14 protein-coding genes and 1 pseudogene are annotated in these 15564 nt (G+C 59.8%); 9 read left to right on the top strand and 6 right to left on the bottom strand.

Annotated features, from left to right (window positions below; genetic code table 11):
• Window position 1: 1 nt before the first annotated feature.
• The 6 genes from ilvN to SK58_RS01765 all read left to right on the top strand — a co-directional run bounded on the left by ilvN (window position 2) and on the right by SK58_RS01765 (window position 6511).
• Window positions 2–289, top strand: a complete 288-nt coding sequence (gene ilvN, locus SK58_RS01790; protein ID WP_015570113.1) for an acetolactate synthase small subunit — start codon at window positions 2–4, stop codon at window positions 287–289.
• Between the two features lie 125 nt (window positions 290–414).
• A complete protein-coding gene (gene uhpA / locus SK58_RS01785; RefSeq protein ID WP_003861054.1) occupies window positions 415–1008 on the top strand; it encodes a transcriptional regulator UhpA in 594 nt (197 codons plus the stop codon).
• The gene (gene uhpB, locus SK58_RS01780) at window positions 1005–2510 is read left to right on the top strand and encodes a signal transduction histidine-protein kinase/phosphatase UhpB (RefSeq protein ID WP_015570112.1); all 1506 of its coding nucleotides are present in this window, start codon (window positions 1005–1007) and stop codon (window positions 2508–2510) included. The genes uhpA and uhpB overlap by 4 nt, the downstream gene beginning before the upstream one ends.
• Window positions 2503–3813, top strand: coding sequence for an MFS transporter (locus tag SK58_RS01775; protein WP_039269389.1), 1311 nt, complete (start codon window positions 2503–2505; stop codon window positions 3811–3813). Before uhpB ends, SK58_RS01775 begins: the two co-directional genes overlap by 8 nt.
• Before the next feature lie 132 nt (window positions 3814–3945).
• The gene (gene uhpT / locus SK58_RS01770) at window positions 3946–5337 is read left to right on the top strand and encodes a hexose-6-phosphate:phosphate antiporter (protein ID WP_006808805.1); all 1392 of its coding nucleotides are present in this window, start codon (window positions 3946–3948) and stop codon (window positions 5335–5337) included.
• Between the two features lie 169 nt (window positions 5338–5506).
• The gene (locus SK58_RS01765) at window positions 5507–6511 is read left to right on the top strand and encodes an alpha/beta fold hydrolase (RefSeq protein ID WP_032646693.1); all 1005 of its coding nucleotides are present in this window, start codon (window positions 5507–5509) and stop codon (window positions 6509–6511) included.
• On the opposite strand, the gene SK58_RS01760 is transcribed toward SK58_RS01765, so the two are convergent.
• Window positions 6499–7401, bottom strand: a complete 903-nt coding sequence (locus tag SK58_RS01760; protein ID WP_015570111.1) for a LysR family transcriptional regulator — start codon at window positions 7399–7401, stop codon at window positions 6499–6501. The two genes, SK58_RS01765 and SK58_RS01760, sit on opposite strands and share 13 nt — an antisense overlap.
• Window positions 7402–7500: 99 nt before the next feature.
• Between SK58_RS01760 and SK58_RS01755 the strand changes: the two genes are divergently transcribed.
• From SK58_RS01755 to nepI, 3 genes are all read left to right on the top strand, one after another.
• The gene (locus SK58_RS01755) at window positions 7501–7953 is read left to right on the top strand and encodes a DUF1198 domain-containing protein (RefSeq protein ID WP_045339531.1); all 453 of its coding nucleotides are present in this window, start codon (window positions 7501–7503) and stop codon (window positions 7951–7953) included.
• A 97-nt stretch (window positions 7954–8050) separates the two neighbouring features.
• Window positions 8051–8569: an SRPBCC domain-containing protein gene (locus tag SK58_RS01750; protein WP_048219287.1), complete on the top strand. Its 519-nt coding sequence runs from the start codon at window positions 8051–8053 to the stop codon at window positions 8567–8569.
• Between the two features lie 169 nt (window positions 8570–8738).
• Window positions 8739–9929, top strand: a complete 1191-nt coding sequence (nepI, locus tag SK58_RS01745) for a purine ribonucleoside efflux pump NepI (protein ID WP_015570108.1) — start codon at window positions 8739–8741, stop codon at window positions 9927–9929.
• 48 nt (window positions 9930–9977) lie between these two features.
• Here the strand turns inward: nepI and SK58_RS01740 are convergent, their stop codons facing one another.
• The 5 genes and pseudogenes from SK58_RS01740 to SK58_RS01720 form a co-directional block, all read right to left on the bottom strand.
• Window positions 9978–10883, bottom strand: coding sequence for an EamA family transporter (locus SK58_RS01740; protein ID WP_017383673.1), 906 nt, complete (start codon window positions 10881–10883; stop codon window positions 9978–9980).
• Window positions 10884–11017: 134 nt separating this feature from the next.
• Window positions 11018–12397 (bottom strand): annotated as a pseudogene (locus SK58_RS01735) (carbohydrate porin).
• A 136-nt stretch (window positions 12398–12533) separates the two neighbouring features.
• The gene (locus tag SK58_RS01730; RefSeq protein WP_014168006.1) at window positions 12534–12836 is read right to left on the bottom strand and encodes a PTS lactose/cellobiose transporter subunit IIA; all 303 of its coding nucleotides are present in this window, start codon (window positions 12834–12836) and stop codon (window positions 12534–12536) included.
• 5 nt (window positions 12837–12841) lie between these two features.
• A complete protein-coding gene (locus SK58_RS01725) occupies window positions 12842–14218 on the bottom strand; it encodes a glycoside hydrolase family 1 protein (RefSeq protein WP_023302831.1) in 1377 nt (458 codons plus the stop codon).
• A 17-nt stretch (window positions 14219–14235) separates the two neighbouring features.
• Window positions 14236–15561 (bottom strand): PTS sugar transporter subunit IIC, encoded by a 1326-nt coding sequence (locus tag SK58_RS01720; RefSeq protein ID WP_023302832.1) that lies wholly within the window; start codon window positions 15559–15561, stop codon window positions 14236–14238.
• Between the last annotated feature and the right edge of the window lie 3 nt (window positions 15562–15564).

The following is a 15564-nucleotide window of genomic DNA, read 5'->3' as shown; positions in this document are numbered from 1 at the left end:
CATGCAGAAACAATGTGATAACGTCATTCTGGAACTCACCGTCCGCAACCACCCAGGCGTCATGACCCACGTCTGTGGGCTCTTTGCCCGTCGGGCGTTTAACGTGGAAGGCATTCTGTGCCTGCCGATTCAGGGCAGCGAGCACAGCCGCATCTGGCTACTGGTGAACGACGACCAGCGTCTGGAGCAGATGATGGCGCAGATCGACAAGCTGGAGGACGTCACCAAAGTGGCACGCAACCAGTCCGATCCCACCATGTTTAACAAAATTGCGGTGTTTTTTGAGTAAATCACTTAAGGTAAGAGGCTTTTGCCGGATGGCGCTGCGCTTATCCGGCCTGCAAGGACGTTACACGTAGGCCGGATAAGGCGTTTGCGCCGCCATCCGGCGCGTTCACGCATCAGGATCAAACCATGACCACCATCGCCCTTATCGACGACCACCTTATCGTTCGCTCCGGCTTTGCCCAGCTTTTAAACCTCGAACCGGATTTTCAGGTCGTGGCCGAGTTTGGCTCAGGACGCGAGGCGCTGGCGGGTCTGCCGGGACGCGGGGTGCAGGTCTGTATCTGCGATATCTCAATGCCGGACCTCTCCGGGCTGGAGCTGTTAAGCCAGCTGCCGAAAGGGATGGCGACGATTATGCTCTCGGTCCACGACAGCCCGGCGCTGGTCGAGCAGGCGCTCAACGCGGGGGCGCGCGGGTTTCTCTCTAAACGCTGTAGCCCGGACGAGCTGATTGCCGCCGTGCGTACCGTCTCCACCGGCGGCTGCTACCTGACGCCGGATATTGCCATCAAGCTGGCGGCGGGACGGCAGGATCCGCTCACCAGACGCGAGCGCCAGGTGGCAGAGAAACTTGCCCAGGGCATGTCGGTGAAAGAGATTGCCGTAGAGCTGGGGCTGTCGCCAAAGACCGTTCACGTTCATCGCGCCAACCTGATGGAAAAACTCAACGTCAGTAACGATGTCGAGCTGGCGCGCCGTATGTTTGACAGCTGGCAATGAACTCCCTGTTTTCACGGCTGATCGCCGTCGTCGCCAGCTTTTTTATCTTCTCCGCCGCGTGGTTCTGTCTGTGGAGTATCAGCCTGCATCTTGTCGAGCGCCCGGAGCTGGCGGTGCTGCTGTTCCCCTTTGGCCTGCGGCTGGGGCTAATGCTGCAATGCCCGCGCGGCTACTGGCCGGTGCTGCTGGGCGCAGAGTGGCTGATGCTGATCTGGCTGGCGCAGGAAGTGGCCCTCGCGCACCTGCCTTTATTGATGACCGGAAGCCTGCTCACGCTTATCCCGGTCGCCCTGATTTCCCGCTACCGTCACCAGCGCGACTGGCGCACGCTGCTGCGTCAGGGTGCGGCGCTGATTGCCGCCGCGCTGTTGCAGTCCCTGCCGTGGGTGGGTGAAAAGGAGGGGCTCAACGCCCTGCTGCTGACCCTCACCGGCGGCCTGACGCTGGCCCCGACCTGCCTGGTTTTCTGGCATTACCTTACCAGCACCGTCTGGCAGCCGCTCGGCCCGGCGCTGGTCTCCCAGCCGGTGAACTGGCGCGCCCGGCACCTGATCTGGTATCTGCTGCTGTTTGTGGTGAGCCTGTGGTTGCAGCTTGGTCTGCCCGCTGAATTATCACGCTTCACGCCGTTTTGTCTGGCGCTGCCGATCATCGCCCTTGCCTGGCATTACGGCTGGCAGGGCGCATTGATCGCCACGCTGATGAACGCCATCGCGCTGATTGCCAGCCAGACCTGGCACGATCACCCGGTAGATCTGCTGCTCTCGCTGCTGGCCCAGAGCCTGACCGGGCTGCTGCTCGGCGCGGGCATACAGCGCCTGCGCGAGCTGAACCAGTCTCTGCAAGCCGAGCTGGCGCGCAACCGCCGTCTGGCGGAGCGTCTGCTGGAGACGGAAGAGAGCGTGCGCCAGGAGGTTGCTCGCGAGCTGCACGATGACATCGGCCAGACCATCACCGCCATCCGCACCCAGGCGGGCATTGTTCAGCGCCTGGCGGCAGAAAACGCGGGCGTGAAGCAGGGCGGGGCGCATATCGAACAGCTTTCGCTGGGCGTCTATGATTCCGTTCGTCGCCTGTTAGGGCGGCTGCGCCCGCGCCAGCTTGACGATCTCTCGCTCGAGCAGGCAATACGCTCTCTGATGCGCGAGATGGAGCTGGAGAGCCGCGGGATTGTCAGCCATCTCGACTGGCGCATCAATGAAGCTACCCTGAGCGAAGGCCAGCGCGTGACCCTTTTCCGCGTCTGCCAGGAAGGGCTGAACAACATCGTCAAACACGCCAGCGCCAGCGCGGTAACGATCCAGGGCTGGCAGCAGGACGAGCGCCTGATGCTGGTGATTGAAGACGACGGCTGCGGCCTGCCGCCGGGCTCCGGCCAGCAGGGGTTTGGTCTTGCGGGCATGCGCGAGCGCGTAAAGGCGCTGGGCGGCACGCTGAACATCTCCTGCACCCACGGGACGCGCGTCAGCGTCAGTTTGCCGTTAAGGACGCACCATGTTTAAAACCCCCGCCAGCGCAGCCCCATTAAGCAACAAAGCGGAAATCGACTCCCGCTACCGCTACTGGCGTCGCCATATCCTGATTACCATCTGGCTCGGCTACGCGCTGTTCTACTTCACCCGCAAAAGCTTCAACGCCGCCGCGCCGGAAATCCTCGCCAGCGGCGTGATGACGCGCACCGATATCGGCCTGCTGGCGACGCTGTTTTACATCACCTACGGCCTGTCGAAGTTCTTCTCCGGCATCGTCAGCGACCGCTCCAACGCGCGCTATTTTATGGGCGTTGGGCTGATCGCCACCGGCGTGGTGAACATCCTGTTTGGTTTCTCCACCTCGCTGTGGGCCTTTGCCCTGCTGTGGGCGCTGAACGCCTTTTTCCAGGGCTGGGGCGCGCCGGTCTGCGCCCGCCTGCTCACCGCCTGGTACTCGCGCAACGAGCGCGGCGGCTGGTGGGCGATATGGAATACCGCGCATAACGTCGGCGGGGCGCTGATCCCGATGGTGGTGGGTGCCGCAGCGCTGCACTACGGCTGGCGCGCGGGGATGATGATTGCCGGTGGCCTCGCGATTGTCGCCGGGCTGTTCCTCTGCTGGCGCCTGCGCGACAGGCCGCAAACCGTCGGCCTGCCGCCGGTGGGAGACTGGCGGCACGACGAGATGGAGATCGCCCAGCAGCAGGAAGGGGCCGGGCTGTCCCGTCAGGAGATCCTCACCAAATACGTGCTGAAAAACCCCTACATCTGGCTGCTGTCGCTCTGCTACGTGCTGGTCTACGTGGTGCGCGCGGCCATCAACGACTGGGGCAACCTGTACATGTCCGAAACTCTCGGCGTGGACCTGGTGACCGCCAACTCGGCGGTGACCATGTTTGAATTGGGCGGGTTTATCGGCGCGCTGGTGGCGGGCTGGGGCTCGGACAAGCTGTTCAACGGCAACCGCGGTCCGATGAACCTGATTTTTGCCGCCGGGATTTTGCTCTCCGTCGGGTCGCTGTGGTTGATGCCGTTCGCCAGCTACGTGATGCAGGCGGCGTGCTTCTTCACCATCGGTTTTTTCGTCTTTGGCCCGCAGATGCTGATCGGCATGGCGGCGGCGGAGTGTTCCCACAAAGAGGCGGCAGGCGCGGCGACGGGCTTTGTCGGGCTGTTTGCCTACCTTGGCGCATCGCTCTCCGGCTGGCCGCTGGCGCGGGTGATCGACGTCTGGCACTGGAGCGGGTTCTTCGCGGTGATCGCCATCGCGGCGGGCATCTCCGCCCTGCTGTTGCTGCCGTTTTTGCACGCGCAGGCACCGCGCGAAGCGTGACGCGCCTCACCTTTTGCTGCCGAGACGCGCAAAACTAAGAAATTTTCCCGGTTTCACCTGGACGCTGTCTCAGGCATCTCTCCTGGCTGGTTTTTACAATGCTGCAAAAATCAGCTCAGGAGTAACTCAGTCATGCTGGCCTTCTTAAATCAGGTGCGCAAGCCGACCCTGGATCTGCCGCTCGACGTGCGGCGCAAGATGTGGTTCAAACCGTTCATGCAGTCCTATCTGGTGGTCTTCATCGGCTACCTGACCATGTACCTGATCCGCAAAAACTTTAACATCGCGCAGAACGACATGATCTCGACCTACGGGCTGAGCATGACGCAGCTGGGGATGATTGGCCTGGGCTTCTCCATCACCTACGGCGTGGGGAAAACGGTTGTGTCCTACTACGCGGACGGCAAAAACACCAAGCAGTTCCTGCCGTTTATGCTGATCCTCTCCGCCATCTGTATGCTCGGCTTCAGCGCCAGCATGGGCGCGGGCTCCGTCAGCCTGTTCCTGATGATCGCCTTCTACGCCCTGAGCGGATTCTTCCAGAGTACCGGCGGGTCGTGCAGCTACTCCACCATCACCAAATGGACCCCGCGCCGCAAGCGGGGTTCGTACCTCGGCATGTGGAACATCTCCCACAACCTCGGCGGAGCGGGCGCGGCCGGCGTGGCGCTGTTCGGTGCGAACTACCTGTTCGACGGCCACGTGATTGGCATGTTTATCTTCCCGTCGATTATCGCCCTGATTGTCGGCTTTATCGGCCTGCGCTACGGCAGCGATTCCCCGGAATCCTACGGCCTCGGCAAAGCTGAAGAGCTGTTCGGGGAGGAGATCAGCGAGGAGGACAAAGAGACCGAAGAAAACGAGATGTCCAAATGGCAGATCTTTGTTGAGTACGTGCTGAAAAACAAAGTGATCTGGCTGCTCTGCTTCTCGAACATCTTCCTGTACGTGGTGCGTATCGGTATCGACCAGTGGTCCACCGTGTATGCCTTCCAGGAGCTGAAGCTCTCGAAAGAGGTGGCGATTCAGGGCTTCACTCTGTTCGAGGTGGGCGCGCTGGTCGGCACCCTGCTGTGGGGCTGGCTCTCGGACCTCGCCAACGGCCGTCGCGCGCTGGTGGCCTGCGTCGCGCTGGCGCTGATTATCGCCACGCTCGGCGTTTACCAGCACGCCAGCAACCAGTACGTTTACCTGGCGTCGCTGTTTGCGCTCGGCTTCCTGGTGTTCGGTCCGCAACTGCTGATCGGCGTGGCGGCGGTTGGCTTTGTGCCGAAAAAAGCGATCGGCGCAGCCGATGGGATTAAGGGCACCTTCGCCTACCTGATCGGCGACAGCTTCGCCAAGCTCGGTCTGGGCATGATCGCCGACGGTACGCCGATTTTCGGCCTTACCGGCTGGGCGGGCACCTTCGCCGCGCTGGATGCGGCAGCGATTGGCTGTATCGTCCTGATGGCGATGGTTGCGGTGCTGGAAGAGCGTAAGATCCGCCGTGAGAATCGTGCGCAGAAATTAAAAGTAGCCTGAGTGTGCAGGTAACTTCTTTGCCCGGTGTGTGATGCCGGGCTTTTTTATTTTTCACGGCCTGCCTTTTACCTTTACCCCGCTTTACACACCCGCCCCTCTCCATGCTCTACAGTTTTTTTGCTGCCGCCTTTCGTGCAGCCTTAGCCCCTTTTGCTAACGGAGAGCTTGCATGTTGACCCGACGATTGTCCTGCCTGGCGCTGTTGATGGCGCTGGCCTCCCCCGCAATGGCCGCGGATGCCCCCACCTACGGCGAGAAGCTGGAAGGTTTTGACTACGGCTGGCCGGTAAAACACTTTACCTTTACCTCGCAGAACCAGCCTCTGGATATGGCTTACCTGGACGTGAAGCCGGAAAAACCCAACGGCCGCACCGTGGTGCTGATGCACGGCAAAAACTTCTGCGCTGGCACCTGGGACGGCACGATCCGCGCGCTTTCAGCCAGCGGGTATCGCGTGATCGCACCCGACCAGATCGGCTTCTGCAAATCCACCAAGCCGGAGCATTATCAGTACACCTTCCAGCAGCTGGCGGATAACACCCACGCGCTGCTGAAAACGCTCGGCGTTGATCGCGTGACGGTTATCGGCCATTCGACCGGCGGCATGCTGGCGACCCGCTACGCGCTGATGTGGCCGCAGCAGGTGGAGCAACTGGTGATGGTGAACCCAATAGGGCTTGAAGACTGGAAAGCGCGCGGCGTGCCGCATATTACGGTCGACCAGTGGTACCAGCGCGAGCTGAAAGTCAGCGCCGACGGTATTCGTCAGTACGAGAAAAACACCTACTACGCCGGGGAGTGGAAGCCGGAGTACGAGCGCTGGGTCACCATGCTTGCCGGGTTAAACAACGGGCCGGGCAAAGCGCGCGTGGCGTGGAACTCGGCGCTGCTCTACGACATGATTTATACCCAGCCGGTCGTCTATGAATTTAGCGAGCTGAAGATGCCGGTATTATTGATGATCGGCACGAAGGACAACACCGCCATCGGGAAAGATCTCGCCCCACCGGAGATCCGCAAGACGCTCGGTAACTACACGGTGCTGGGCAAAGAGACGGCGAAGCGCATCCCGCACGCGACGCTGATTGAATTTAACGACATGGGCCACGCGCCGCAGATGCAGGATCCTGCACGCTTCCACGAGGCGCTGCTGAAAGGGCTTCAGGCGCGCTGACTGGTCTCCAGCAACAGCCCGCGCAGCCACGCCTGCGCGAGGTTGCGGTGCGTTCTGCCGTGCCAGGCCATGCTTTTGGTAAAACCGGGCACGGGAACCGGCGTCTCGCAGACGAACATCCCCGTCTGCTTTTCCGCTATGCGTGATGGCACAACGGCAATCATATCGCTGAGGGCCAGCACGTCCGGCAGGACTAAAAAGTTACTCACCGATAAGCCAACATGCCGCGTTCGGCCAGTTTTCTCCAGCGCGCCATCCGTTACGCCGCGAAAACCGTCGCCCTCGTAAGAGACCAGCACATGCTCCAGGGCGCAAAACCGGTCTAACGTCATGGGCTGTCCGGCATCCGGATGGTCGGCACGCATCATGCAAACGTACCGTTCATCATAAAGCGCCCGGCTGTGAAGCTCATCTGGCGTGGTGTGCGGGGTGATCAGCGCCACGTCGACAGAGCCTTGTTCGAGCTGGCTGACCAGACGGTCAGATTCCACAGGCACCACGCGCACGCGAATACCCGGCGCCTGTACCTTAAGCGCAGCGATAAACGGCACGACGACCGCGCGCAGGGCGTAGTCGGTCGCGGCAAGCGTGAAGGTGAACGTTGCGGTGAGCGGATCAAAGGCGATCGGCTGAAGCAGCTCGTCGATATCTGCCAGAATGCGTTTGACGGGAGCCGCCATTGCTTCCGCCCGGGTGGTAGGCACGATGCCGTGCGGCGCGCGGATAAACAGCGGGTCTTCAAAGTAATCCCGCAGGCGGTTAAGCATGCCGCTTACCGCTGGCTGGGTCAGGGCAAGACGCGCCGCCGCGCGGGTGACGCTGCGTTCGTCCAGCAGGGCATCCAGCGTTTTCAGCAGGTTAAGATCCAGCGTGCGCAGATCCGCTTTCATGACGTTTTTCCACCTCTTTTCCGTTTACTATTATGGCGCTGCCCGCTGTTGACGCGCTGCGTTTCCCGCTATGATGGGCGGCTAGTCTAAGGAGAACGCATGGTCTGGATAATGCTGGCAACGCTTGCCGTGGTGTTTGTGGTTGGATTTCGTGTCCTGACCTCAGACTCCCGCCGCGCCATCAAACGTTTAAGCGAGCGGCTGGGGATCACCCCGATGCCGGTCGAGTCGATGATTGACCAGTTCGGTAAAACGCCGGGCAATGAGTTTATCCACTATCTTGAACGCCCCGACGAGGCGCATCTGCAAAATGCCGCCCAGGTGCTGCTGATCTGGCAGGTCTGCATCGTCGACGCCAGCGAAGAGAATCTGCATACCTGGCACCGCATGCTGCGTAAAGCCCGTCTGGCCGCGCCGATCACCGACGCGCAAATCCGCCTCGCGCTCGGCTTTATGCGCGAGATAGAGCCAGACCCGCAGGAGTTCAACGCCTTCCAGCTGCGCTACAACCAGCTTTTCCTGCCGGAAGAGGGCGTGTTTTACCTGCACTGATATCACAAAACGTGATGAAGAGTATAAAGCATCGTCATTAGATTTATATCACCCGCAGGCGCACCATCACCTTATCAACTAACCGATGAGGTGAACCATGAAACAATCCGCCATTATCTGGCCGAACGACTACCTGCCCGGCACCACCGATAACTTTGCCTCCAACGAAATCATCGTCGCCGGGCTGAGCGCAAAAGAGATTTGGGCGCAGCTCAACGACACCACCCTGTGGCCGAACTACTACAGCAACGCCGAAGATATCCGTTTTCACGACGGCAGCGGCCCGGCGCTGAGCGCCAACGCCCGCTTCCGCTTCACCACCTTTGGCTTTCCGGTTGAGGCGCAGGTGACGGAGTATGTTCCGCCCGTGGAAGGCGAAGCCGCGCGTATCGCGTGGCACGGCTGGGTAGAAGGGGATGCAAATTCGCGTCTGGACGTGATCCACGCCTGGCTGTTTGAAGACCTGCCGGGAAACCGCGTGCGCATTCTGACTCAGGAGTCGCAGAAAGGCGTGCCGGCGCAGGAATTAGCGCGCACGGTGCCGAACCAAATGATTAACGGGCATCAGGAGTGGATTGTCGGGTTGGCGAATGCCGCTCTTAAGGCTCGCGGGTAATTTTGCCCGGTGGCGCTTTGCTTACCGGGCCTACAAGCCCGTAGGCCGGCGCAAGCGCAGCGCCGCCCGGCATTAAAAAACGACAAAAGTTGTCGAAACGTTAAATTCGTCACACTTTTGATGATAAACTGCGCGACTTTTCCGCACGTTTTTATCTTCAGGTGATGCCATGACAGAACATACCCAGCCCACGACTACACCGCAGGCCAAAGAGGTTTCACGCCCCAACTGGTCGGCGGTTTTCTCCGTGGCATTTTGCGTCGCCTGCCTGATCACCGTCGAGTTCCTGCCGGTCAGCCTGCTGACGCCGATGGCGCAGGATCTGGGCATTTCCGAGGGCGTGGCGGGGCAGTCCGTGACCGTCACCGCGTTTGTGGCGATGTTCGCCAGCCTGTTTATCACCCAGGCGATCGGCACCATCGACCGCCGCAAGGTGGTCATTCTGTTCAGCGTGCTGCTGACGCTCTCCTGCCTGCTGGTCTCTTTCGCTGAAAGCTTCACCCTGCTGCTGCTCGGCCGTGCCTGTCTGGGGCTGGGATTAGGCGGCTTCTGGGCGATGTCCGCCTCGCTGACCATGCGCCTGGTGCCCGCGCGTACGGTGCCAAAAGCCTTGTCCGTTATCTTCGGTGCGGTCTCGATCGCGCTGGTGATCGCCGCGCCGCTGGGCAGTTTCCTCGGTGGAATTATCGGCTGGCGCAACGTCTTTAACGCGGCGGCGGTGATGGGCGTGCTGTGCATAATCTGGGTGTGGAAGGCGCTGCCGTCCCTTCCGGGGGAAGCGGCGCACCATAAACAGAACATGTTCGCGCTGCTGAAGCGCCCGGGCGTGCTGGCGGGGATGACCGCCATCTTCATGGCCTTTGCCGGGCAGTTTGCCTTCTTCACCTATATCCGCCCGGTGTATATGACCATGGCGGGCTTTGACGTGGATGGCCTGACGCTGGTCCTGCTGAGCTTTGGTATCGCCAGCTTCGTCGGCACCTCGCTGTCGTCTCAGTTCCTGAAGCGCTCCCTGAAGGTAGCGCTGGCGGGTGCCCCGCTGGTGCTGGCGATCAGCGCCGCGGTGCTGGTGTTGTGGGGCAGCGATAAGTGGGTGGCTTCGGCGATCGCGATTATCTGGGGCTTTGCCTTTGCGCTGGTGCCGGTGGGCTGGTCGACGTGGATCACCCGCTCGCTTGCCGATCAGGCGGAAAAAGCCGGGTCGATTCAGGTGGCGGTGATCCAGCTGGCGAATACCTGCGGCGCGGCGGTGGGCGGCGTAGCGCTCGACCACCTGGGGCTGACCTCCCCGCTGGTAATTTCCGGCACGCTGATGCTGCTGACCGCGCTGCTGGTGGCGGGGAAGGTTAAGGCGAAGTAGTGCTTTTCTCCCTCTCCCGTGGGAGAGGGTTGGGGTGAGGGCATCAGGCTACGCCGATGTCTGAACCCGTCTTCTCGAATCCATCGAAATCAACACCACCGACGACACAATCAGCAGCGTCCCCAGCCAGTCCGGCAGGGTGAATGCCACCCCCAGCAACACCACCGACAGCAGCGCGCTGCTCAGCGGCTCGGCGCAGCTCAGAATGCTCGCCTTCGGCCCGCCGATCATCTGTGCGCCTTTCAGATACAGGCTGAACGTCAGCGCGGTGCCTATCACCACCAGGTAGAAAAACGCCAGCAGCAGGCCGCCGTCGATCACGAAGGTGGTGCCGCGTCCGGCGTAGAACGGCGTCAGCATTAATCCCGCAATCAACATACTCCAGCCGACAATCGGCAGCGTGCCGTAGCGGGCGATAAGCGTCGACGGGTACGTCGTATAAAACGCCGCGGCAAACGCCGAGGCGATACCGAAGAACAGCGCGGCCGGCGAGATGGAGAGCGACGTCGGGTCGCCGTGGGTTACCAGCAGGAAGGTACCCACAAGCGACGTGAAAATCGCGGATAAGACAAATATGCCGGGACGCGTTTTCCGCGCCAGCGCAAACCATGCCACGATAATGGTCGGCGACAGAAACTGGAGCACGGTGGCCGTCGCGGCGTTGGATTTTTCAATTGTCAGCAGGAAGGTGAGCTGCACGGTAAGCGCGCCAGCCAGCGAGAAAAACAGCAGGCTGAGGGCGTCTTTGCGGTTTTTGACGACCGAGAAAATCTTGTCGCCGTGAACGAAGGAGAGCGTCAGCAGGATCACGCCGGTAAACAGCAGACGAACCATGGTCAGGTAAGGCGAAGAGATGTGGCTTTTCTCCATAATGTACTGCGCGCAAACCCCGGAACTGCCCCATAAAACGGCGGCGATCAGGACGTTGAGCATCCCTTTGCGTGTGGAACCCATGTTCTCCCCTGTTATGTTGGTTTTTTTGTAGCATAACATGGGATCTTGCCGGGTGGCGCTACGCTTACCCGGCCTACAAAACCTTGTAGGCCCGTGCAAGCGCAGCGCCGCCGGGCGAAACAAACGACGCTGTACTAGAACCACGCCTCCCACATCGCGCCGACGTTGAAGTCGTCCAGCGTTTCATCTTTGGTGTTGTTCACGCGCGCGGTACGTTCGTTATCCACCTTGCCGCCGGTCACGTAGAAGCGCAGCATCGGACGGAACTCCGGCCCCATGGCGATAGACATGTTCTGCGACAGGGTCAGCTTCCAGCCCTTGTTGTCGCCGCCGTTGTCGTAATCCACGTGCTGCCAGCCCGCTTCCAGCCAGGTGGAGTGAACGTCGTTCCACCAGTGCATCGGGCGCACGATGGCGTTGTAGTTCTTGCGGTTGTCGGTCTTATCGCGGCTGTTGTCGTAGTCATGGAAGGCGAGGAGGTACTCCACCTGCGTCGCCTGGGTGAATTTGTACAGCCCTTCGAAGCTGGCGTAGACCGTGGTCAGATCCTCGGTTTTGTTGAACACGCTGTTGTCCGCGTTATCGGAGTAGCGGGCAATCACCTTGTTCACGCCGCTGTCGTTGGTGTGGCTCAGCACCACGCCGCCCTGCCAGGCGTTCAGACGTTCGTCGCTCTCAACGGCTTTGGAGTCAAAGCCGTAGTTGGCGTACAGCTCCAGATCCAGCGGACCGAGCTTCATACCGTGGATTTTAGACGTCGCGGCGTAGTTGCCTTTGTCGCCCGTGCCGGACCCGCCGGTACAGGTGATGCGCGACGGGTTGGCTTCGTCTTCCATCACTTCTGGGCTACAGGATTCCACCGCTGCCACGGCGGCCACGTCAAACTGCACGCCGCCGATATCGAAGTTCTTCACCCCGGCGCCCTGACCGTCGTGGTTCATCCAGAAGTAATCGTTGATGCCCTGCTGCGGACGCTGGTGGAAGTCGCGACCCGCTCAGAAGTAGGCGTTCGGGTTGGAGGCCATAATGTTGGTCACGCCCGCGTAGGCTTTCTTGAGGTTAACTTCGTCGCCCCAGTGGTCGATCATCACGTTGATGTCCCAGATGGCGCCGTTTTCGCCCTTGAAGGCTTTAGAGAGCTGGAACTCGCCGCCGTTGCCTTCGTTACCCAGACGACCAATGGCGGACGCGCCGTTGTAGGAGCCGTCCACCGCCACGTATTTCTGATCGGCGGCCTGGAAGTGCGCGCCGTAGCGGGCGTAGCCGGTGAATTTGATGCCAAACGGGATCGCCATATCCGGAGATTGCGCCGCGCTCTGCGGCTCGGTCACCACGTCCGCTTTTTTCGCGACCGCCGCGTCCATTTTGGCCTGACGCTCGGCCAGGGCTTTATCCACCGCTTTTGCCACAATGGCGTCGATTTGCTCCTGAGTGAATTCCTGAGCGAGAACGGAAATTGGGCAAAGCGCGGCGATAACCGCCATGGTTAATGGAAGTTTTTTAATCGTATTCATGGTTATCTCAATATAGTTTAATTTTATTCAGACAATAACCATCCCGCTCCGATCTGACAGAGTATGTCGCTATCATCAGAACAAGTGGATCTCTATTTAGGGTACAGAGGTATTACAGTAATTATTTCGCCATAGACTATCTCTGATATAAATGAATAATTTCTTCGGATAACTCGCGCGCTAATAAGGAATTCATTAAATGATCCTGGGCGTGCACCATAATTAAGGTCATCGGCTGGCGGGCTTCGCCCGCATCCTGCTCGATCAGTTTGGTCTGCATCTTGTGCGCCTGGCGTGCGTAGCCGTCGGCTTCGCGCAGCAGGCTTTTGGCCTCGTCAAGGTTGCCCTGACGCGCCGCGTGCAGGGCTTCAAAGCACAAGCTGCGGGACTGGCCGGCGTTGACGATAATTTCCATTACGGCTTCTTCTAGTGCGATCATCATCATTACTCTTTATCAAAACTATTATTTAAGGCGGTGGCGGCAAACCACTCTCCGCTTTTTTTAATGGTGCGCTGCTGCGTCTCTACATCGAGTTGAATAAAACCGTAGCGGTTTTTATACGCATTACACCACGACCAGTTATCAATAAATGTCCACATATGGTAGCCAAGACAATTGCAGCCTTCGCTAATACCTTTGTGCAGCCACGATAAATGCTCAGAAATAAAATCAATGCGGTATTGATCGTTAATCTGGCCATTTTCAATAAAGCGCTGCTCGTTTTCGACGCCCATGCCGTTTTCCGAAATAAAGCAGCGAGGGTTGCCGTAATTATCGCGCAGGTTAACCAGAATATCGTAAATACCCGGCGCGTAGATTTCCCAGCCGCGGTACGGGTTCATCTTACGGCCCGGCATCTCGTAATTATCAAAGAACCACTCCGGCATAAACGGCGCCTGCGGGTTCACCGCGCTGTCGCGACACTTCACGCGACGCGGCTGATAGTAGTTAACGCCGAGCAGGTCGATTTTCCCTTCCGCAATCAGGAAACCGTCTTCCGGCTTGCAGGCGGGCAGCTGATCGTAAGATTTCAGCAATGCCACCAGGTCCGCCGGATACTCCCCGCGCAGCACCGGGTCGAGGAAGCTGCGGTTAAACATCAGGTCCGCTATGTGCGCCGCCTTCACGTCCGCCGGGTTCCGGGAGCGCGGGTACGACGGCGTCAGGTTGAGCACGATGCCGATCTCACCCGCGTAGTGTCCGGCGCGGTAAGCCTGAACGGCCTTCGCATGGGCCAGCACGGTGTGATACGCCACGGTGGCTGCCCGACGAAAATCCACCACGTTCGGGTAGTGGAAGTCGTACAGATAACCGCCTTCCACCGGAACAATCGGCTCATTGAAGGTAAACCAGTGCAGCACGCGATCGCCGAACAGCTCGAAGCAAATCTGCGCATAGCGGGCGTACGCGTCCACCACGTCACGGTTTTCCCAGCCGCCAATCTCCTGCATCGCCATCGGCATGTCGAAATGGAACAGGGTGATAAACGGCGTGATGCCCTGCTCGTTTAGCTCATCAATGACCTGATTGTAAAAATCGACCGCGTCCGGGCTCACTTCACCGATACCGTCGGGGATCAGGCGCGCCCAGCTAATCGAGGTGCGAAAGCTGTTGTGGTTCAGCTGCTTTAACAGCTGAATGTCCGTTTTCCAGTGCTGATAAAACGTGGAGGTGTGCTGCGGCCCCACGCCGTTGTGAAAACGGTTCGGCTCGCGGGCAAACCAGTAATCCCACGTGGTTTCACCCTCTCGTGTCCCTTCCGTCTGGAGAGCGGAGCTTGCGCTGCCCCACCAGAAGTTATCGGGAAATGCGTATTTCATGACTCTTCCTCTTTGACTTAATTGCTGGCGGCTTCAGCGTTACCGACGGTCGCCTGGGCTTTCTGCTCTTCATTTTTGATGAGCGTACGCTCATAGGCGCGCAGGAACGGCAGGTACATCAGGGCGGACATCACCATGCAGACCAGGCACATCACCACCGGGCTGAGCGCCCAGTTCGCCGCCCACGAGGCGCCAATCGGCGCGGGGGTGGTCCACGGGGTTAACGAAACCACCTGAGCCAGCCAGCCGAGTTTGGTTGCGCCGTACGCCAGGCAGGCGTTGACCAGCGGAACAAACACGAACGGGATAAACAGCATCGGGTTCATGATGATCGGTGCGCCGAACAGAATCGGTTCGTTGATGTTAAAGAAGCTTGGCACCACGCCCATTTTGCCGATGGTGCGCAGGTGGGTAACGCGGCTACGCAGCAGCAGGAACGCCAGCGGCAGGGTGGAGCCTACGCCGCCAATCAGCAGGTAGTGATCCCAGAAACCTTGCAGATAAACGTGCGGCAGCGCCGCGCCCGCCGCCAGCGCCGCCTGGTTTGCAGAGAGGTTCGCCATCCAGAACGGGTTCATGATGCCGGTGACAATCAGCGACCCGTGGATACCAGCGAACCAGAAGATCTGGCACAGCAGCACGGAGAGCAGAATGGCGGGCAGCGAGTCAGACGCCGACACCAGCGGCTCCAGCAGGTGCATAATCGCCTGCGGGATGATCATCCCGGTCTGCGCTTCAATGAACAGGTTCAGCGGGTGCAGCGTTCCGATCACCACCATCACCGGGATCAGGATCTCAAACGAACGCGCCACGCCGGTCGGCACTTCCTTCGGCAGGCGGATGGTGACGTTGTTCTGTTTCAGCCACGCATAGACGCGAGTGGAGTAGATCGCGGTGATAAGCGCAGTGAAGATCCCCTGACCGGAGAGATACTGGGTCGAAATTTTGCCATCGGCATAGGGCGCGGCGACCAGCAGGAAGGCCATAAAGGCCAGCAGGCCGGACATCACCGGATCGAGGTTAAACTGACGCCCCAGGCTCGCCCCAATCCCCACCGAGATGAAGAAGGTCATCACGCCCATGCTGAGGTTAAACGGCAGCATCAGCTGTTCGCGGTAGGTCTCGGAGAAATCCAGCCAGCCGCGGGCGAAGCTGTTGGTGGTATCCGCCGAAAACGGCGGGAAGATAAACACCAGCATAAACGAGCCGATGATCATAAACGGCAGCGCAGCGGTAAAGCCGTCGCGGATGGCAATCACATACTTTTGCTGACCGAGCTTCGCGGCCAGCGGCGTAATTGACTGCTCAATCACCGCGACCATGGATTGATATAACGAACTCATGTG

This window comes from Enterobacter sp. BIDMC93 (assembly GCF_001037805.1).
Classification (GTDB): domain Bacteria; phylum Pseudomonadota; class Gammaproteobacteria; order Enterobacterales; family Enterobacteriaceae; genus Enterobacter; species Enterobacter hormaechei_C.
This window is presented reverse-complemented; position numbering and strand designations above follow the sequence as displayed.